At 61.1% G+C, this 19,363-nt stretch carries 21 protein-coding genes; 2 read left to right on the top strand and 19 right to left on the bottom strand.

Annotation, left to right across the window (positions count from 1 at the left end):
- Nucleotides 1-39 precede the first annotated feature (39 nt).
- Nucleotides 40-294, top strand: a complete 255-nt coding sequence (locus CAF63_RS04120) for a hypothetical protein (protein ID WP_085683517.1) — start codon at nucleotides 40-42, stop codon at nucleotides 292-294.
- A gap of 36 nt (nucleotides 295-330) precedes the next feature.
- Nucleotides 331-711, top strand: coding sequence for a Rho termination factor N-terminal domain-containing protein (locus CAF63_RS04125; protein ID WP_085683518.1), 381 nt, complete (start codon nucleotides 331-333; stop codon nucleotides 709-711).
- Between the two features lie 114 nt (nucleotides 712-825).
- Here the strand turns inward: CAF63_RS04125 and CAF63_RS04130 are convergent, their stop codons facing one another.
- The 19 genes from CAF63_RS04130 to mltG all read right to left on the bottom strand — a co-directional run bounded on the left by CAF63_RS04130 (nucleotide 826) and on the right by mltG (nucleotide 19,363).
- Nucleotides 826-1,755 carry a PfkB family carbohydrate kinase gene (locus CAF63_RS04130; protein ID WP_085683519.1) on the bottom strand — a complete coding sequence of 310 codons (930 nt, stop codon included), beginning with the start codon at nucleotides 1,753-1,755 and terminating at the stop codon, nucleotides 826-828.
- Nucleotides 1,748-3,214, bottom strand: coding sequence for a cytosine permease (locus tag CAF63_RS04135; protein ID WP_085683520.1), 1,467 nt, complete (start codon nucleotides 3,212-3,214; stop codon nucleotides 1,748-1,750). The genes CAF63_RS04130 and CAF63_RS04135 overlap by 8 nt, the downstream gene beginning before the upstream one ends.
- 271 nt (nucleotides 3,215-3,485) lie before the next feature.
- Nucleotides 3,486-4,484 carry an ADP-ribosylglycohydrolase family protein gene (locus CAF63_RS04140; protein ID WP_085683521.1) on the bottom strand — a complete coding sequence of 333 codons (999 nt, stop codon included), beginning with the start codon at nucleotides 4,482-4,484 and terminating at the stop codon, nucleotides 3,486-3,488.
- Complete coding sequence (locus tag CAF63_RS04145) at nucleotides 4,481-5,194, bottom strand: GntR family transcriptional regulator (protein WP_085683522.1); 714 nt, start codon at nucleotides 5,192-5,194, stop codon at nucleotides 4,481-4,483. The genes CAF63_RS04140 and CAF63_RS04145 overlap by 4 nt, the downstream gene beginning before the upstream one ends.
- Before the next feature lie 184 nt (nucleotides 5,195-5,378).
- Nucleotides 5,379-6,347, bottom strand: coding sequence for an L-arabinose ABC transporter permease AraH (gene araH / locus CAF63_RS04150; RefSeq protein WP_011335422.1), 969 nt, complete (start codon nucleotides 6,345-6,347; stop codon nucleotides 5,379-5,381).
- Nucleotides 6,348-6,359: 12 nt separating this feature from the next.
- Nucleotides 6,360-7,904: an L-arabinose ABC transporter ATP-binding protein AraG gene (gene araG, locus CAF63_RS04155; RefSeq protein ID WP_007950823.1), complete on the bottom strand. Its 1,545-nt coding sequence runs from the start codon at nucleotides 7,902-7,904 to the stop codon at nucleotides 6,360-6,362.
- A gap of 56 nt (nucleotides 7,905-7,960) precedes the next feature.
- Nucleotides 7,961-8,965 carry a substrate-binding domain-containing protein gene (locus tag CAF63_RS04160; protein WP_085683523.1) on the bottom strand — a complete coding sequence of 335 codons (1,005 nt, stop codon included), beginning with the start codon at nucleotides 8,963-8,965 and terminating at the stop codon, nucleotides 7,961-7,963.
- A 143-nt stretch (nucleotides 8,966-9,108) separates the two neighbouring features.
- On the bottom strand, nucleotides 9,109-9,927 hold the full coding sequence (locus CAF63_RS04165; RefSeq protein WP_011335425.1) for an SDR family oxidoreductase: 819 nt from the start codon (nucleotides 9,925-9,927) through the stop codon (nucleotides 9,109-9,111).
- 270 nt (nucleotides 9,928-10,197) lie between these two features.
- Entirely contained in the window at nucleotides 10,198-11,073 is an 876-nt protein-coding gene (locus tag CAF63_RS04170) for an SMP-30/gluconolactonase/LRE family protein (protein ID WP_085683524.1), read from the bottom strand.
- A gap of 25 nt (nucleotides 11,074-11,098) precedes the next feature.
- Nucleotides 11,099-11,815, bottom strand: a complete 717-nt coding sequence (locus tag CAF63_RS04175; protein WP_064383471.1) for a FadR/GntR family transcriptional regulator — start codon at nucleotides 11,813-11,815, stop codon at nucleotides 11,099-11,101.
- A 101-nt stretch (nucleotides 11,816-11,916) separates the two neighbouring features.
- The gene (locus CAF63_RS04180) at nucleotides 11,917-12,477 is read right to left on the bottom strand and encodes a DUF1285 domain-containing protein (RefSeq protein WP_085683525.1); all 561 of its coding nucleotides are present in this window, start codon (nucleotides 12,475-12,477) and stop codon (nucleotides 11,917-11,919) included.
- Between the two features lie 15 nt (nucleotides 12,478-12,492).
- Nucleotides 12,493-13,098 (bottom strand): DUF4823 domain-containing protein, encoded by a 606-nt coding sequence (locus CAF63_RS04185; protein WP_007950810.1) that lies wholly within the window; start codon nucleotides 13,096-13,098, stop codon nucleotides 12,493-12,495.
- 168 nt (nucleotides 13,099-13,266) lie between these two features.
- Nucleotides 13,267-14,235 (bottom strand): GTP 3',8-cyclase MoaA, encoded by a 969-nt coding sequence (locus CAF63_RS04190; protein WP_085683526.1) that lies wholly within the window; start codon nucleotides 14,233-14,235, stop codon nucleotides 13,267-13,269.
- A 138-nt stretch (nucleotides 14,236-14,373) separates the two neighbouring features.
- Nucleotides 14,374-15,012 (bottom strand): TetR/AcrR family transcriptional regulator, encoded by a 639-nt coding sequence (locus CAF63_RS04195; RefSeq protein WP_007950805.1) that lies wholly within the window; start codon nucleotides 15,010-15,012, stop codon nucleotides 14,374-14,376.
- Between the two features lie 341 nt (nucleotides 15,013-15,353).
- Nucleotides 15,354-16,139: a TatD family hydrolase gene (locus CAF63_RS04200; RefSeq protein ID WP_064383477.1), complete on the bottom strand. Its 786-nt coding sequence runs from the start codon at nucleotides 16,137-16,139 to the stop codon at nucleotides 15,354-15,356.
- A gap of 15 nt (nucleotides 16,140-16,154) precedes the next feature.
- Nucleotides 16,155-16,511 carry a PilZ domain-containing protein gene (locus CAF63_RS04205; protein WP_039770657.1) on the bottom strand — a complete coding sequence of 119 codons (357 nt, stop codon included), beginning with the start codon at nucleotides 16,509-16,511 and terminating at the stop codon, nucleotides 16,155-16,157.
- Nucleotides 16,512-16,553: 42 nt separating this feature from the next.
- A complete protein-coding gene (locus CAF63_RS04210) occupies nucleotides 16,554-17,537 on the bottom strand; it encodes a DNA polymerase III subunit delta' (protein ID WP_085683527.1) in 984 nt (327 codons plus the stop codon).
- A complete protein-coding gene (gene tmk / locus CAF63_RS04215; RefSeq protein WP_007950797.1) occupies nucleotides 17,530-18,162 on the bottom strand; it encodes a dTMP kinase in 633 nt (210 codons plus the stop codon). The genes CAF63_RS04210 and tmk overlap by 8 nt, the downstream gene beginning before the upstream one ends.
- Nucleotides 18,163-18,181: 19 nt before the next feature.
- Nucleotides 18,182-19,363, bottom strand: coding sequence for an endolytic transglycosylase MltG (gene mltG / locus CAF63_RS04220; RefSeq protein ID WP_085683528.1), 1,182 nt, complete (start codon nucleotides 19,361-19,363; stop codon nucleotides 18,182-18,184).

Here is a 19,363-nt window from a genome sequence, read left to right on the forward strand (position 1 = left end):
CCCTCTCGAAGCCCGATTCACATTCAGGAAGAGGTAACCATGAACGACGATAAAAACCTGGAAAAAGAAGTCCTCACCCGTTTGTTGCATGCCCACCCGAACGGACTGGGCAAGGAAGTGCTGGACAATTATCGTGGCGAGAAGGTCGTGGCCAGCGCCCTCGCCGCGCTGCAAGACCGTGGACTTATCCACCATGGCCACGTGACCTGTAACGAAGCAGGCGAGCACTCATTGAACCTGCCCATCAAACTCAGTGCCGCAGGCGTGGAAGCGGCCCGCAAACTCGACAGCTGACCACAGCACTCAAAACCTGGTGCAAGGAGAAATCCAATGCCTCGTGGAAGCAAAGCCAAATACACCGCCGAACAAAAGCGCAAGGCCGCGCACATCGAAGACAGCTATGAACAGAAAGGCGTTCCGAAGGACGAAGCCGAGGCGCGGGCCTGGGCGACTGTCAACAAACAGTCTGGCGGCGGCGAAAAGACGGGGGGTTCCGGGCACCGGAAACCGGCGAGTGCCAAGTCTGAGGATCGCAAGGAGTCGGCGCGACGCGCGGCGGTGAGCCGCGAGGGACGCTCGCGCGACAGCAAGGCTTCGCGCGAAGTGCAGACGGTCGACAGCCTGAGGAAAGAGGCGCGTGAGCGGAAGATTCCCGGGCGCTCGACCATGCGCAAGGATGAGTTGATAGCCGCGTTGCGCAAGGCGAGTTGAATCAGGCTTTGTGCTGAATCTTCTAGCCTCTTCGCGAGCAAGCTCGCTCCCACAGGGTATGTGTGAACACCACAGTTCCCATATGGGAGCGAACTTGCTCGCGAAAGCGATCGATCAGTGATCGCAAGTATCAAGGATCAATGCATCGACTTCGGCAGTGCCCGGTGATGTCGCCGGGCCCCAACGGGTGACGGCCAACGCGGCCGCAGCGTTGGCGCGCCTTGCGGCTTCGTGAGCCGCGAGTCCTTGCGCAAGCCCGGCAACGAACACCCCGGCATGCGCGTCACCCGCGCCGTTGCTGTCTACCGCCTGCACCTTGAAACCCGGTACATGCTGACGTTCTCCACGCTGATGAATCCAGCAACCCTGTGGACCATCGCGCACAACCATCAGCACGTCCTTGGGCAGGTGCACGGCCAAGCGGTCCAGTGCTGTTTCGATGTCCGCCGCGCCCGTGAAACGCAGCGCCTCGACGCTGTTGCTGGTCCACACGTCGATGCGCGGCAGCAACGCCTGCATCATCGGTGAGTCCGGCGACTCCACCAGCGGGCCGGGATCGAACACCACATTGATTGTCTTCGGCAGCGCCAGCGTCCAGTCCAGCAACGCCTGAGCCTTGCCGCTGTGCAGCAGGCTGTAGCCGCTGACGTAGACGTAGTCCCCCGACTCGGCGGCAACGCTGTTCAGCTCCGCCGCCGTGACCTCGCCTTCAGCGCCGATGTAGGAAATGAAACTGCGCTCGGCCGACGCATCGGTCAGCGCCACGCAGATGCCGGTGTCACGCTCTGCAGGCTGATCGATGCCGATGCGGATGCCTTCGGCGCTCATCGCTTGGCGCGCCAGATCGCCGAACCGACCGTTGCCGTGGCGACCCAGATAGACCACCGGCAAGCCATTGCGCGCGGCGGCGGCCATCACATTAAAGCCGCCGCCAGCTTCGAAACTGGCGGACTGCGCCAGCACGTCACCGCCGATTTGCGGCAGCGCCTCCACGGCCATGACCAAGTCGATGATGACCTGGCCGGTGTGCAACATCTTAGGCATGAGCATTCTCGGATTGCGCGGCGCGGCGATCTCTCGCCCCGCCGAGTACGAAGTAAATGCCGCCGGCGACCACGAACGTCACGATCCAGCCGAGGCCGTTGTGGCCCAGCCAGGAGTCGGACAGGAAGCCCTTGAACCAGACATTTTCAGCCGTGGTGCCGATGGTGGTGAAACTGAAGCCCAGCACGATCGCAATCGCCCACGCGCCGAACGCGCGCCACTCGATGCCGCCGCTGTACCAGTAGGCGCTGCTCGGGCTGACGTCGAGCAGGTCTTTCGGGCTGTAGTAGTGACGGTGAATCAGGTCGACGACGAAGATCCCGACCCACGCAGTGATCGGCACCGCCAGCAGGGAAATGAAGGTAATGAACGGGCCGTAGAAGCTGTCGGCGATCAGCATGAAGTAGATCGAACCGGCGAAGATCGCAACGATATCGACGACCACCGCGTACACGCGCTTGACCTTCAGGCCGAGGGTCAGCGTGGTCAAACCGGCGGAGTACACCGACAGGTTGTTCGACAGCAGCAGACCACCGAATGCGGTGATCAAGTACGGCACGGCCATCCAGGTCGGCAGCATGTCGCGGATCGCCACAATCGGGTCAGTCGCCGACGCCAGATCGTTGTTGCCCACCGACAGCAGGCCGCCGAGGGTGATCAGCAGCACCAGCGGAATCCCCGCGCCGAACGCCGCCGAAGCGACCAGGCGCACGGCTTTGACGCTGCGATGCTGATAGCGCGACATGTCGGCGCCTGCGTTGGCCCAGCCGATCCCGGTGCCGGCGGCCATGGTGCCGATGCCGATGATCATCGCGCTCATCGGTGCTGGTGTGGCGTTGAACACCGCGCTCCAGTCGATGGTCGCGCAGAGGAAGCCGCCGACCAGAATGTTCAGCGCACCGAACACGTAGGTCGCCCACTTCTGGATCACCAGCAAGGTGGCGTGGCCGAGGCCGGACACCGACAGGGTCAGCAGCACGAAAATCGCGATAAAAATCAGGGTCAGCACCGGCGCGCTTTTGGCTTCCACCGGCGAGCCGAACAGGATCGAACACAACGACAGCAGCACGAACGCGGCGGTGGTGGTGTTGACGGTTTCCCAGCCCAGGCGCGACATCAGCGACACCAGCGTCGGGCCGATATTGCCGCGTACACCGAAGATTGCCCGCGACAGGGTCAGGCTCGGCGCACGACCGCGACGACCGGCAATCGAGATGATCCCCACCACCGCGAACGAACCGGCAGCGCCGAGGATCGCGACGATGATCGCCTGCCAGATCGCCAGGCCGCGAAACGCAACCAGCGTGGCGCCCAGCGGCAGGCCGAGGATGGAAATGTTGGCAGCGAACCAGACCCAGAACAGTTGCAGCGGATGGCCGTTGCACTCGCCTTCCGGCACCGGTTCGATGCCCCGGGTTTCCAGTTGCCCGGCGCTTTGCCCGGCGTTCGATGAACTCATGAAAAATGCTCCTGTTTGCCTTTATTGTGGTTGTGGCAATGACGCAGAACGACAAGACATCCTGCCCTTCCTGGGCCTGTCTGCGCGATCCATTGCGGGTGAATATTCAAGACTTGTGGTGCGCCTTTCGCGAGCAAGCTCGCTCCCACAGGTTCGAAGTGAACCTTGAGATTTGCACCGTCCCTGTGGAAGCTCCCTCAGGTTCAAAGTGAACCTTGAGGTTTGCACGGTCCCTGTGGGAGCTGGCTTGCCAGCGAAGGCGACAGTCCAATCAACGCAGGGCCAAAAGCCCCTGCACCAACGGTTCCAGCTCCAGATCATTGACGGCCTTCACCGTTTCAATCATCGGTGCCGGCCAGCTCTGCAGGCCCAGGCAGGCCCCGAGCATGGCGCCGAGAATCGCAGCGATGGTGTCGGTGTCGCCACCCAGGCTCGCGGCCATGCATAGCGCATCGAACGGCGTCATTTCACCGACCGCGACTTGCTGCGCGAGGGCGAACGAAACCACCACCGATTCCTGCGACGCCACCGAAGTGCCGATCACGTCGTACAGCAGATCCGCGAGCAACATCGGGTCGCTCTCGACACTGATGCTGCGCGCCCAACTGATCCGCGACGCGATGCGCCCACCGGCTACCCAGTGCCCGTGCGCTTCCGCTTGCTGGGCGATCTGCTGGCCAAGGTTCAGCGCCTCGCCCAGATCCAGGCCGTTGATGCCGGCCGAAACCACCGCCGCCACCGCCGCCGCGCTGGAAATCCCCAGTGTGGTGTTGTGAGTGACCTGACACGCCTGCACCACCGCCGCGATAAAGCGCTCGGGATCGGCGACATCCGCCGCGATTCCCACCGGGGTGATGCGCATCGCTGCGCCGTTTGTGGTGCCGTAGCGGCCAGCCTCTTCGGGCGAATGGCCGGCGAGGATCATTTCGATCGCACGTTTGGTCGACGGGCCGAGCAAGTCCTGCGAGCCTTTGGCCTGCATCTCGGCTTCCCACTCGATCAGCCGTTGCGCGAGCACCGCCGGTTCGATCCGGCCGCGACCTTCGACCAGCAACTCGCCGACCAGAATCGCCTGTTCAGTGTCATCGGTGATCGAGCCCTTGGGCATGTTCGCGGCAATCGGCTGCAAGGGGCCGGCGTCTTGCAGATCGGTGATCTGGCCGAAGCGCTGCTTGATGGTTTCGCGGTTCAGGGATTGCGTCGGCATGCCCAGCGCGTCGCCGAGGGCCAGGCCGTAAAACGCGCCCAGGGCACGGTCGAGGGCGGTCATTTTGATTCTCCAAATTGCAGGTGCAGACGGAAATGCACCGGGTCGAGCAGGCTTTCGACCTGTTCCATGAAACGGTTTTGCCGGTCGTAGGTGGTGCGCAATGCCTTGAGGAACACCGAGCCCTCAGCGCGGCCGAGCAGTTCGGCGTCCACAGTGTTGAGCGGTTCGGCGCCGATCCATTGATCGCCGCGCTCACCGACGTAACCGTAGGCGGCCAGGGTGATGGTCAGGGAATTGTCGATCAGGCCGACTCGCGGCAGGCTTTCCAGGCCTCCACTCGCGGGCATCAGAGAGCGTTCAAGGGAGACCGCCGTGCCATCGTTGGAACGGCGGCGACGTTCGAGCAGAATGAATTGATCGGAACCGAAACGCGGCAGCAGATCCTCGCGAGTCACGGCTTCCAGACGCAGCACTTCAGTGTTGATCAGCGCCCCGCTATCGGCCAGCGCCTGGGCCCAGCCGCTCTGCTGGTCGAGCACCACGCCGTCGAAAGTGACAATAGAACCGACTCCACTTTGCGTGGCGATGTATTTGCGCCGCTTCAGTTCGGCCAGCGCTTCGCGCAACGTGCCACGGCTGACGTTGAATTCCTGAGCCAACTGATGTTCGCCGGGCAACAGAAAGCCGTCCTCCAGGAGGCCGCTTTCGATGCGCCGGATGAGTTCGTCGACCACCCGTTGTTTCTTGTCAAATCGTACCTGTCTAATCATGTACAAAGTGATAACCGAAACAAGACAGGACGAGCAAGGAGTATTTATCTGGAAGTGACGGAAGGTTCGGTAGATACGTGACCTGTGGGAGCGAGCTTGCTCGCGATAAGGCCTGCACATCCGACATCAAAGTGCCGGATCTACCGCTATCGCGAGCAAGCTCGCTCCCACAGGGTATTGCAGATTACCGTTGCTTGAGACGGTCGATGACGACAGCCAACAGCAGAATCGAACCCCGAATCACGTACTGATAAAACGTGTCGATATTCTTCAGATTCATCGCATTCTCGATAATCGCCAGAATCAGCACTCCGGCAATCACATGCCGGATCATCCCGATCCCGCCACTCAACGACACCCCACCCAACACGCAAGCCGAAATCACCGTCAACTCAAACCCCTGCCCGATCATCGGCTGACCCGAAGTCATCCGCGAAGCCAGAATCACACCCGCCAGTGCACCGATCACCCCATGCACCGCGAAGATGATGATCTTCGTCCGGTCAACATTCACCCCTGCCAGCAGCGCCGCTTCCTGGTTGCCACCAATGGCCATGGTGTTACGCCCGTAGGTCGTGTAATTCAGCAGCCAGCCGAAAAACAGGAAGCAGACGATGGTGATCAGGATCGGCACCGGCACGCCGAACAACTGGCCATTGCCGAACACGAAGAACGATTCCTGCGACACGCCCACCGCTTTGCCGTTGGCAAAAATGTAGGCCAGGCCACGGACGATCTGCATGGTCGCCAGCGTCGTGATCAGCGCATTGACCCGCAACTTGGCGATCACGATGCCGTTGATCAGCCCGACGATAAGCCCCATCACCAGCGCCGCGCTGACGCCGAGAAACACGCTGTTGGTGTCGCGCATCACCACCGCCGCAACCACGCCGGCGCAGGCAATCACCGAACCCACCGACAGGTCGAAATGCCCCGACGCCAGGCAATACAACATGGTGCACGCGGCAATCCCGGTGGTGGAAATCGCCAGGCCCAGGCCACGCATGTTCAGCGGCGAGAGGAAGTTGTCGATCAGCAAGGTGCAGGCGACAAAAATGCCCACCGCCGCCAGCAGCATCACCCAGTCATCGAGGAAGCGCCGCATATCCAGAGGTTTGCGCTCGGTCGGCAGGGTTTCGTTTTGGGTTGTCATCATAGTCACCTCTCAGTTCGCCACGCCGTCAGCGCGGTGGCGCGGCAAAGCCAGTTGCAGCAGGTTGGATTCGTTGGCCTGGTCGCGGCTGACTTCGCCACGCAAGGCGCCCTCGCACAGCACCAGAATGCGGTCGGAAATACCCATCACTTCCATCAGATCGCTCGACACCACGATCACCGAAATACCGTCGGCGGCCAGGTTATGGATGATCTGGTAGATCTCGGCCTTGGCACCGATGTCGATGCCCCGGGTCGGCTCGTCGAGCAGCAGGACTTTCATCGGCATCGACAGCCAGCGACCGAGAATGGCTTTCTGCTGATTACCGCCGGACAGGAACTTGATCTGTTGCCCGGCGTGGGGCGTTTTCACCTTCAGGGCCTTGATCTGTTTGTCGGCGTTGCCCTTTTCCCAGATCCCGCGCAGCAGGCAACCGAGGCCGGAGTTCGCGCCCCGTGCACTGATGTTGATGTTCTCGGCAACGCTGGCCAGCGGGATGATGCCTTCCTTCTTGCGATCCTCCGGGCACAGCAGAATCCCGGCGGCAATCGCATCGCGAGGCGAACGCAGCTTCAGTTCATGGCCGCGCAATTCCAGGCGTCCGGCGGTGTTGCGCTCCAGGCCGCTCAGCAGCCGGAACAGCTCGGTGCGCCCTGCCCCGACCAGTCCGAACAGGCCCAGAATCTCGCCTTTGTGTGCATCGAAACTGATCGGCTCGCGCAGGCCCGGGCCGAGCAATCCATCGACTCTCAGCGCCACGGCACCGCGCGGACGACCGCGATAATCGTAGATGTCCTGAATGTCACGCCCGACCATGCAGGTCACCAGTTGATCATGGGTCAACTGGCTCATGTCGTCGAAGGTGCGCACGTAGCGACCGTCCTTGAACACCGTCACCGCATCGCAGATGCGGAACACTTCTTCCATACGATGGGAGACGTAGAGCACCACTTTGCCCTCGTCGCGCAGCCGGCCGATGATCGCCATCAAGCGGTCGATTTCCCGCGCCGAGAGGCTGCTGGTCGGTTCGTCAAAGGCAATCACATGCGCGCCACGGGACAGTGCCTTGGCGATTTCCACCAGTTGCCGCTGGCCGAGGGACAGCCGCCCGACCTTGGTCTGCGGGTCGATTTCATCGGCCAGACCTTTGAGACAAGCCAAGGCTTGCTGGCGCAGCGCGCCGCGATTGATCAGGCCGAAACTGGCCGGCAGGTGACCGAGAAACAGGTTCTCGGCCACGGTCATTTCCGGCACCAGATGCAGCTCCTGGTGAATCACCGCCACGCCGCTGCCGATGCTGTCGGCGGTCGACTTGAAGGCCATCGTCCGCTCGCCGATCTGCAGCTCGCCGCTGCTCGGAATGTAGGCGCCGCCGAGGATCTTCAGCAGGGTCGATTTGCCAGCGCCGTTCTCGCCCATCAAGGCGTGAACCTGCCCGGGGTGAGCGACAAAACTGATGCCGTCCAGCGCCTTTACGCCCGGGAAGGTCTTGCCGATCCCGTTGAAACGCAGGCTGCCGCTGGCGCTGTGTTCTTGTGTCTGTACTTGCGCGTGCATTTAAGCCACCTCATCACACCGTTCAAGCGGCCCGGCTGCCCAGGCCGCCGCTGCCGTCAGTTCCACAGGCCGATCTTCTCCAGCTCCTGCTTGAAGTTGTCGCGGGTGATCAGGGTGACGTCGTCCATCGCGGTGTACTTCGGCGGTTCTTTGCCGGTGGTGACCCACTCGTACATCATGCTCGCGGTGTTGTAGCCCTCGATGTGCGGGCTCGGCAGCATCGAACCGTAGAAGCCGCTGTTGGGCTTTTTCAGCTCGCCGATCGCGTCGGTGCCGTTGATGCCGATACCGATCACGTTGGCCGCGGCAAACCCGGCGGCTTCAGTGGCGCGCACGCCGCCCAGCACGGTGTTGTCGTTCATGCCGCCGATGATCAGGTTCTTCGCCGCACTCGGCAGCTTGACCAGCGCCGAGTTGGTGGCGTCCATGCTGCCCGGTACGTCGAGGGTTTTCAGGGCGGCGGTCAGAATGTGGTCTTTCGGCATGCCGGCATCTTCGAGCGCCTTCATCGAGCCGTCGGTGCGCTTCTTGCCGGTGTCGAGTTCGTTGTAGGTGTTGACCACCGCGTAGGTGTCTTTCCAGTCCCAGTTACGCTTTTTCGCCTCGGCGGCCATGGCGGCGCCCTGCTTCTGGCCGACTTCGAAAGCGGCCATGCCGAGGTACGGCACCTCTTCCATGAACTTACCGTTGGCGTCGACGAAGCGGTCGTCGACGGCGATGACTTTCAGGTCATTGAGTTTGGCCTTGGCCATGATCGCCGGGCCGAGGGACACATCCGGCGGGCAGATGACGAAGCCCTTGGCGCCGTTGGCCGCAAGGCTGTCGATAGCGGAGAGGGTTTTCTCGCCGTCCGGCACGGCGATCTTGATCAGCTCGAAGCCTTTGTCCTTGGCAGCTTTCTCGGCGAAGGCCCATTCAGTCTGGAACCACGGCTCTTCGGCCTGCTTGACCAGAAAACCGATCTTCACCGGATCGGCGGCCAGCAGCGAACTGCTCAGGCTGAACGCAGTGACCGCCAGCGCGGTACTGCACAGGGTACGAATCCCGAAACGACGTTTCATAAGCAGACTCCTTGTTATTTTTCTTGAGCGTTATTTGAAAAACGTTAAAGCGGTCGAAGCGTTTCCTGCGAATCATGACGACAATAGTCATATCGTATGATGATTGAATTTCAGGCGGACCTTTCCACCTGAAATCCGCTTACTCAGTCGTGGTACATCACCGAGCGGCCACCATCGATGGTGATGCACGAGGCATTGATGAACGGCGCTTCATCGCTGGCCAGGAACACGGCGGTCATCGCCACTTCAATCGGCTGGCCAATGCGTTTTGGCGGATGCAGATCGAAAGCGCGCTGGCGTTCGGCGTGCGGGTCGGCAAAGCCGTTCCAGTAATCGACGTTGAGTTGGGTTTCGATGTAGCCCGGTGCAATCGCATTGACCCGAATACCCTTCGGCGCGTACTCGATGCCCAGCGCGCGGGTCAGCCCGAGCAGGCCATGCTTGGCCACCGGGTACGGAAAGCAGCCGGGGATGATGTTGGTCGAGTGGGTCGAGGCAATGTTGATGATGCTGCCGATGCCCTGCTCGATCATCTGCGGCAATACGGCTTTGCAGCCATACCAGGCGCCGTCGAGGTCGATGGCGAAGCAGCGTTTCCAGTCTTCTTCGGTCATTTCCAGCGGATCGCGGAACACGTTGACCCCGGCGCAGTTGACCAGCACATCGATGCGACCGTGCAGCTCGATGGCCAGCTTGGCCATGGCGTGCAGATCCTGCTGACGCGAGACGTCGGCCTTGATCGCCTGCACATCGGCGCCCTGCTCGCGCCAGTGCGCGGCGACTTTCTCGACCTTCTCGGCCTGGATATCGCTGATCACCAGTTTGGCCTGCTGCGAGGCGAAGGTCGCGACGATTGCTTCGCCGATGCCTTGGGCGGCGCCGGTCAGCAGCACGACCTTGTTTTTCAGGCGCTCACCTTTCGGTGGCTCGGGCACCGGTGGCAAGGATAGTGGTTCAGCCATGAATCAGGACTCCTGTTCGAAAGCATAAAAAAACCGGGCATCTGACGATGTCCGGTCTGGAAGGCTTCTGGAACAAAACAGGCGAGCGCACGCCGCGGTACCGGAACGGCCCGAAGCGCTGACTCCGCTGTGGAGTGCGATGGAAATTCGCTGCATCACTTCACCTGTTTTGTTCTTTTTAAGTGTGAGTGCGTGTTACTGCTGGAGCCGACTATAAACCCGACCGCCAAATAATCTCAATATATAATTTTGCGTCCCATATTTTGGGATTTAATTGGCGAATCGCGTGCACCGCTTTCCGGCGATATCCACTTCCAGCGACAGTACGGCGCCGTCCAGCGAATGATTCATCGGACTTTTGGCGCTGGTGATGTACAGAGTTTTCAGATCTGCACCGCCGAAAACGCAACTGGTGGGGCGACTGATCGGCAGGTCGATCTTGCGATCAATCTGGCCATCCGGCGTCAAACGCAGCAGGCAGCTGCCGTCCCAGCGGGCGTTCCACACGTAGCCTTCGGCGTCCATCGCCGAGCCGTCCGGGCCACCGTGCTGATCGGCGCTGTACCAGGGCTGGGCCGTGTCGAGGTTGCCGTCGGTGTGGATGAAGTAGCGGTACAAAGTGCTGTCGAGGCTGTCGCCGAACAGCAGCGTGGTGCCGTCGTCGCTCCAGAGCAACGTGTTGGGAATGCCCAGGCCGCGCAACAATGGTGTGACGCGTTTATCCGGATCAACCCGGAACAGACCGCCGGAACGACGCGTGATCGGCAGATCCTCGCCCTGCTCGCCGATGTTGTTCTGCATGGTGCCGAGCCACAAACGGCCCTGGCCATCGCAACGTGCCTCGTTGGCGCGGTTGCCCGGTTGCGGATCGGCGACACAGAACAGTGTCAGTCGGGGTTCAAGTCCGGGGGAATCCAGATCCAGTCGGTAGACGCCGCTGCTCAGGGTCACCAGTGCGTCGCCGCTGGCGCAGGGAATGAACGCCGAAACGTGCTCCGGCATCTGCCAGATCTGCACGTTCTGCCCGATCAGGCGCAGCGCCTGCTTGCCGGCAATGTCGACCCAATACAGCGCCTGGGTCGGTGCGTCCCAGAACGGTCCCTCGCCCAGTTGCGCCCGATGCTCTGTCACCGCAGTCCACGTCATGCAACCTCCTGTCTTGTTGTTTTTGTCAGCTGGCTTTCTTGTCGGCCATCACCTGCGGGTAAAACCGCTTGATGGCCAGGTCGGCATTGTCGATCAGGGTCATGCAGGCCCATACACCGCGCGCGGCATCCCGGGCGGCGATGGCGTCGGCCATGTCTTTATGGATGGGCAGAGTGCGGCGCAATTCATCGGGGTCGGCCGCAGAAACTTCGAAGGACACCGCGAGTAATGCGCCGAGGGCCGGCACCATCTGCTCGATGAATTGATTGTGGCTGGCAGCGAGAATGCATTCGTGGAAGAACTGGTCGGCGCGGTTGTAATCGATGCCGCTGTCCACCGCCCGCTCCAGCGCGTTGTAGGCCTGCCGCACGGCTTGCACCTGTTCGACGGTCGCCCGCTCGCAGGCCCAGCGCACCGCCATCGGTTCGATGGTGCGGCGCAGGTCGAGCAGGTCATCGACGAAGTTTTCCGGCAGGCCGCTGCGCGACAGCCAGCCTACGACTTGCGGGTCGAACAGGTTCCAGCGCTTGATCGGCAGCACCCGCGTGCCGACTTTCGGCCCGACTTCAAGCATGCCTTTGGCGACGAGGGTCTTGATGGCTTCGCGAATCACGGTGCGACTGACACCGAGCTGCTCGCCCAGATCGGCCTCGACCTTGATCGCCTGCCCCGGTTTGACTTGGCCAGCGGCAATCCAGGCGCCCAGCCAGTCAACCGTTGATGCGTGAAAACTGCTCGACATGGACACCCCGAAACCCTTCGCTGTGGGTGCCTACGCTAATCATCATACGATTGAGAGTCAACGACAAAAAACCGCAGCCTGCTTTCACAGACTGCGGTTTTTTAAGGTTCGAGGCCGATGCGAAAGAACTCGCCGCCGCTCCAGACACCAAGCCAGCGCTGGCCATCGATTTCACGGCAGACTGCCAGCTCGACCAATTGGTAGAACACGTTGCGGTGGATCAGCGCCTCGAGGTTGGTGCGCACATGCACGTAGGGCGCGGGTTCTTGCGTTGTCGGATCAATCTCGACGCGGATCGGATGTTCCGCGCCGGCCTCGGTGGTTTCATCGACGTTGGTGGTGAAACGCAGCAGTTGCGCCTCACCCTCGCCTTCCACCTCGACGGCAATCGCCACGAATGGCGCGTCATCGACCTTGATCCCGACCTTCTCCACCGGGGTGATCAGGAAATAATCATCGCCATCGCGGCGGATGATGGTGGAGAACAGCTTGACCATCGGCTTGCGCCCGATCGGCGTGCCCAGGTAATACCAGGTGCCGTCACGGGCGATGCGCATGTCGATGTCGCCGCAGAAATCCGGGTTCCACAAGTGCACCGGCGGCAAGCCTTTGGTTTTGGGGATTTGCCCCAGCAGGTCATTGGCTTTTTGCGGGCCACTCATGGCGTACTCCTTGAATTACTGGTCCCCGACGCCCAGCAGGCTGCGCGCGTATTGCGCCAGCGGTGGGCCGATCAGGTCTTCGGGTTTGTTGTCGTGGAACGTCAGTAAACCGCCACGACTCTTGATCCGTGCAGTATCAATCAAATACTGGGTGCTGGTCTCGATCAACATGATCTGAATCACGCCGCCGTCGATACCGAGACGATCCACGGCTTCCTGATCGAGCCACTCATCGGAGTTGCCGATGCGGTCGTCGGCCTTGGCGAAACGGGTGTACAACAGGTAGTGAGCACCAGCGTCGCGGGCTTCGCCCATCGCCTGGTCGAGGCCTTCCGGCGCACGGGCGCGGCGGACCATCGGGAAGTATTCGACGAAACCTTTGAAAGCTTCTTCGGCCACGACGTTCGGACGCGGGTAGGAACCTCCCGGCGGCGCGAACGAGCCTTGCGCAATGTAGATGAACGAATCCGGCTGAATGCGGAAATTGTTTACGCGACGGCTGTCGCTGTGGTCCAGCAAACCCGCGTCGCTCATCTGGTAGCGAGTCCCTTCGGCCATGTCACTGACAGTCATACAGCCGCCCAGCGCCAAAACGGCCAGCAGCAAAACCAGGCTACGCATCCTAATCCTCCAGAAGCCGGTGACGGAAAACCGGCGAATGGCCGTAAGATGCAGCTTTTGCGCCACCTCCAGATCTTCGTCGTTTTTTCGATCGTAATCGCGAGCAGGCTCGCTCCCACAGGAAATAGCATTTACCTGTGGGAGCGAGCCTGCTCGCGATGAGGATTTTCAGCCGCCGATGATCTTCATGACGGTGGCGCCGCCGGAGAACGCGACTTCCTGCTTGTCGCCCAGCGCCTTGACCAGCAGCCGTTGCAACGCCGGCAGCGCCTCGTGACGTGGTTTGTCGAGCAGGTCACCGACGTAGTGGCGGTTGCTCGACGACAGGCAGCCATGCAGCCATCCGGTGGACGACAGGCGCAGGCGCGAGCAGGTTCGGCAGAACGGCACGCTTTCGTTGGCGATCACGCCGAAGTTGCCCCGACCGGGAATCGCATAGCGAACCGCCGTGGCATCCACCGGCGCGTCGGTTTGCGCGTACTCGTAATGTTCACCGATCAGGCTCAGCAGCTGTTGCAGGCTGACGAACTGTTGCAGGAAGGCGTTGGAATCGGTGGCCAGGTGGCCCATGCGCATCAATTCGATGAAGCGCAGTTCAAAGCCACGCTCGAGGCAGTAATCGAGCAGCGGCATCACCTGATCGAGGTTTTGCCCGCGTAACGGCACCATGTTGACCTTGATCTTCATCCCCGCCGCTGCCGCCTGATCCATGCCATCCAGCACGGTGGCCAGATCGCCGCCACGGGCAATGCTGCGGAACGCGCCGGCGTCCAGGGTATCGAGGGAAACGTTGATGCGTCGCAGGCCGGCATCGACCAGCAATGGGAGTTTTTTCGCCAGGAGCTGGCCGTTGGTTGTCAGACTGATGTCTTCCAGGCCCATCTTGCCGACGGCGCTAATGAAAGATTCGAGTTTTGGACTGACCAGCGGCTCGCCACCGGTGATGCGCAGGCGCTCAATGCCGGCGGCTTCGATCAGATAGGCAACGCCACGCGCCATTGCCTCGGCCGACAGTTCATCCTGCGCAGCCACCAGCCGCTTGCCGTTGGGCACGCAGTAGGTACAGGCGTAATTGCAGGCTGAAGTCAGACTAATCCGCAAATTGCGAAAACGCCTGCCTTGACGGTCAACGATCATGAAGCACTCCGGCGATGGAAAATCGAGCGGCTAAAACTTGACTCACAATTCAAGTTTTAGCAAGCCCTATGCCTGAGTATATTCCTGCGGTACTGCGCCATGTAGCGAAAAACACGGCGCATAAGGCAACTGAATGATTCAGCTGCTCGGCGTTTCAGGGTCGCGCTTGCGCTTGTTGCCCATGCGCACGCCAATGTCCATCAGGAACTGGAAGAAACCTTCCTGATCTTCCAGCACATTGCTCCAGAACGGCGAGTGATACAGCGCCACCGCGCCGTGCACCAGCGCCCAGGATGCGCAGTAGTGGAAGTACGGCGGCACGTCTTCGAGCTTGCCTTCGCTGATGCGGCCTTTGATGAGCAGCGTCAGGCGTTCGAAGTTCGAGGCACGGATCTTGTGCAGCTCCTCGACCATCTCCGGCACCTGATTGCCCTTGACCACCTTCTCTTCCAGGCGATCGAACAGGCGATAGCGCTGCGGGTCGCGCATGCGGAATTCAAAGTAGGCACGGGACAGCGCTTCCTTGTCCTTGTCGACATCGGCCGAATGCAACAGCTCGTTCAAGTCGCGCTCGTAATCGAGCATCAGGCGCAGATAGATTTCGGCCTTGGACTTGAAATGCTTGTAGATCGTGCCTTTGCCGATACCCACGGCATCAGCAATCATCTCGACGGTGACACTGTCTTCACCTTGTTCGAGGAACAGCTTGAGCGCGGTATCGAGAATTTCTTGCTCGCGGCGACGAAACTCACGGACCTTACGAGGTTCTTTGTGCATAAGAAAAGGTCTGTAGGGGTCAAAATTCGAAGCCGCGTATTATGCCTAACTTGCGCAAAAATGCACGGATCATCCGACCATATCTGTGTTTCTTGTTCATTTCACGAACGTTTCGGGGGCAATGAGAACATAACCGAAGCGAACGTATTCCAAATTTGTTTAAAAACCCCGGCCGGCCAACTGGACTCGGCGCCAGACTGATCAATACTTGAACTGTCGGGCGACATCTCCCCCAAGTGTCGCGCCGGTAAAGGTACCAAGGGACCGCGTGCCTTTGTTTTACTCCTAATGGTCTTAACCCGGATTCACCCCCCAGAACCCGGGTTTTTTTTGCCTGCGATTCAGGCTTTTACATTCGCCAGCGGAAACAGTCGCTTGAAGTTCTCGGTGGTCTGCTCGGCAAAACGCTCGTAGTTCTCGCCGCGCAGCATCGCCAGAAACTCTGCCACTTCCCGCACGTATTGCGGCAGGTTCGGTTTGCCGCGATAAGGGATCGGCGCCAGGTACGGCGAATCGGTTTCCACCAGCAGGCGATCGGCCGGAACCTTGCTCGCCACATCGCGCAGCGCATCGGCATTGCGGAAGGTGACGATGCCCGACAGGGAAATGTAATAACCCATGTCCAGCGCTGCCTTGGCCATGTCCCAGTCTTCGGTGAAGCAATGCAACACGCCGGCCTGGGGCAACGCGGCTTCGCGCAGCAATTCGAGCGTGTCGGCGCGGGCGCCACGGGTGTGGATGATTACCGGTTTGCCGGTCTGCTGCGCGGCTTGCAGGTGCAGACGGAACGATTCCTGCTGCAACTCGGCGGCTTCCGGCTCGTAGTGGTAGTCCAGACCGGTTTCGCCGATCGCCACCACTTTCGGGTGATTGAGCTCGTGCAGCAGCCAATCCAGCGCCGGCGCCGCGCCCGGCTGCACATCCAGCGGATGCACGCCAACCGAGCAATCGACGTCGTCGTAACGCTCGGCGAGGGCTTTGACGTCGGCCGCGTTGTCGGCGCTGACGCCAATGCACAGGAAGTGTCCGACTCCGCGCTGACGGGCCGCATCCAGCGCGGCATCCAGGGAACCGTCGTGAACGGCAAGGTCGAGGCGATCAAGGTGACAATGGGAATCTACGAGCATAAAAAAGACTGCAACTTACATCGTATGAGTGGGACGGTCGGACTTCAGGGCTCCGGCCAGATGAGTTTCGATGCGACTGCGCGCGGTATTGTCGCCATCGTTGAATTGCACGCCGACGCCGGCTGCGCGGTTGCCCTGGGCGCCTTTGGGGGTGATCCAGGCCACTTTGCCGGCCACCGGAATCTTCTCCGCCTCGTCCATCAGGTTCAGCAGCATGAACACCTCGTCGCCCAACTTGTAGTTCTTGTTGGTCGGGATGAACAGACCGCCGTTCTTGATGAACGGCATGTAGGCGGCGTAGAGGACCGACTTGTCCTTGATGGTCAGGGACAAGATGCCGTTGCGCGGCCCCGGGCTGACAGGTTCATTCATATTGACCTCCACTGCTGATTTTCAGAGTCTAGGTACACATTCTTATCTTTGACCAGGCAAGCTCGCCCATTGCACCAACAACGCTTCCAGCAGCAACGCCGCATTGAGGTTGGCCTTGCTCAGGACTTTCTGGCGCTGGGCGAGAATCCAGTCCTGGATATCGAGCACTTTAGGCTGGGCACTTTTCTGCGCCAGATATTGCACGACCTTGCGCATGTCGGTCAGGCCGAGACCCGATTCATCCTGGGTCAATTGATAGCGCAGGATCAGGCTCGACCAGTCGCAGAACCAGTCGAACAGACGCAGCATCGGAATGTTTTTCCACTCCTCGGCCAGTTGCGTCGGCGATTGCTGCTGTTTGAGCAGCTTCTTCACGCCTTCCACCACCTGTGCGCGCTGTTCACGTACGCCCTGCCCCTGCAACGTGACGGCGGCCAACGGCGAGCCGGCAGCCAGGGTCAACAGTTCGACCCGTTCGTCTTCGGAACATTCCGGCAGTGCCTGAGCCAGCCACTGCAGACTCATGGATTCGCTCGGCAGCGGGCAGGCCTGCTGCACGCAGCGGCTCTTGATGGTCGGCAACAACCGGCTCGGCTGGTGGCTGACCAGCAACAGCACGGTGTCGCCGGACGGCTCCTCAAGGCTCTTGAGCAAAGCGTTGGCAGCGTTGATGTTCATCGACTCCACCGGCTCGATCAGCACCACCTTGCGCCCGCCCAGTTGCGCGGTCTGCACCACGAAACTGACCAGATCGCGCACCTGGTCGACCTTGATCGCCTTGTCCGCTTCTTCCGGTTCGAGGATGTAATTGTCCGGGTGACTGCCGGCCTTGAGCAGCAGGCAGGATTTGCACTCACCGCAGGCTTCAGGCGTCGGATGCTGGCACAGCAGACTGGCCATCAGTCGTTCGGCCAGCGCACGCTTGCCGATCCCGGCTGGCCCGTGCAGCAGATACGCGTGGGCGTGCTGAGTGCGACCGGCCAGTTGCTGCCAGAGGCTGTCCTGCCACGGATAGGCCTCAGCCACGGCTTAACTCCAGCAAGTTCGGAATCAGGGTATCCAGCGATTGTTGAACCTTGGCCAACGGCTGACCGGCGTCGATCCGCACGTAACGCGCCGGATCGGCTTCGGCGCGCTTGAGGAACGCACTGCGCACGGCCTCGAAAAACTCACGGCCTTCCAATTCGAAACGATCCAGACGTCCACGGGCACTGGCGCGGGCCAGGCCGATTTCCACCGGCAGATCGAAAATCAGCGTCAGGTCGGGACGCAGGTCGCCCTGCACGAAAGTCTCCAGCGCCGCGATGCGCTCCAGCGACAAGCCGCGACCGCCGCCCTGATAGGCGTAAGTCGAATCGGTGAAACGATCACACAGCACCACCGCGCCACGGGCCAGCGCCGGGCGAATGACCTCAGCCAGATGCTGGGCACGGGCGGCGAACACCAGCAACAGCTCGGTGTCCGGGTTCATCACTTCGTCGACCGGGGCCAGCAACACCTCACGAATGCGCTCGGCCAGCGGCGTACCGCCGGGCTCGCGGGTCAGCACCACTTCGATACCGGCGGCGCGCAGGCGCTCGGCGAGGTATTCGCGGTTGGTGCTTTTGCCGGCGCCTTCCGGGCCTTCCAGGGTAATAAACAAGCCAGTCACAGGCAGTCCTTAATCAAAGTCATTGCGTGTTTTGGGGAGCGGACGCTTCCGGTTCCGGCGTCGGCGCAGGCTCTTGAGCAGGCGGCTGCGGCAATGATTCCGGTGCGGTATCGGGTGAGGCGGCAGGAATCGCCTCCTCGGCTGCCGGAGCGGTTTCGGGCGCTGTCGCAGGCGCCGGGCTCGAGCGGTAATCCGCGCGCCGCTTGAGCTGGTACTCGCGCACCGCATTGTTGTGCGCATCCAGATCATCGGAGAACACATGGCTGCCATCGCCACGGGCAACAAAGTAGAGGCTGGTGCCATCCACCGGATTGAGCGCGGCGTGAATGGCTTCGCGTCCGACCATGGCGATCGGCGTCGGCGGCAGGCCGGGAATCATGTAGGTGTTGTACGGCGTGGCTTCCTTGAGATGAGCACGGGTCAGCTTGCCGTTGTAGCGGTCGCCCAGGCCATAGATCACCGTCGGATCGGTCTGCAACTGCATGCCCAGTGCCATGCGACGCACGAAGACGCCGGCAATCTGGCCACGCTCCTGAGGCACGCCGGTTTCCTTCTCCACCAGCGACGCCATGATCAGCGCCTGATAGGGCTCGGTGTAAGGCACGTCGGCGGAGCGTTTTTCCCACTCCTTGGCCAGCACTTCGTCGAGGCGGTCGAAGGCCTTTTTCAACAGTTCGGTATCGGTCACACCGCGCACGAAGCGGTAGGTGTCGGGGAAGAAGCGGCCTTCAGGGAACAGGCCCTTGTGGCCGATTTTGGCCATCACATCACTGTCGCTCAGGCCGTTGAGGGTCTGCTCGATCTTTTCATCTTTGGCCAGCGCGGCGCGCACTTGATGGAAATTCCAGCCTTCGACCAGGGTCAGGCTGTACTGAACCACATCGCCGCGCTTCCACAGGTCAATCAGGCCGTTGACGGTCATGCCCGGCTGCATGCGGTATTCACCGCTGTGAATCGGCGTGCCGGCAAGATTGAAACGCCAATAGACCCGCAGCCAGAACGCGTCCTTGATGACGCCATCGGCTTCGAGTCCAAGAAAAGTACGGGTCGGGGTGGATCCCTTGGGCACATCCAGCAGTTCTTCCTGCGTGATGTTCAGGGGCTGTTCCAGTGCCGAATGAATCTTCCAGGCGCTGGCGCCCAACAGCAGCCCTGCCAGAACCAGTCCGGTTTCCAGCAGCAGCAAAAGTTTACGTCTCAC

This window comes from Pseudomonas sp. B20(2017), from assembly GCF_002113125.1.
In the GTDB taxonomy this organism is placed as follows: Bacteria; Pseudomonadota; Gammaproteobacteria; order Pseudomonadales; family Pseudomonadaceae; genus Aquipseudomonas.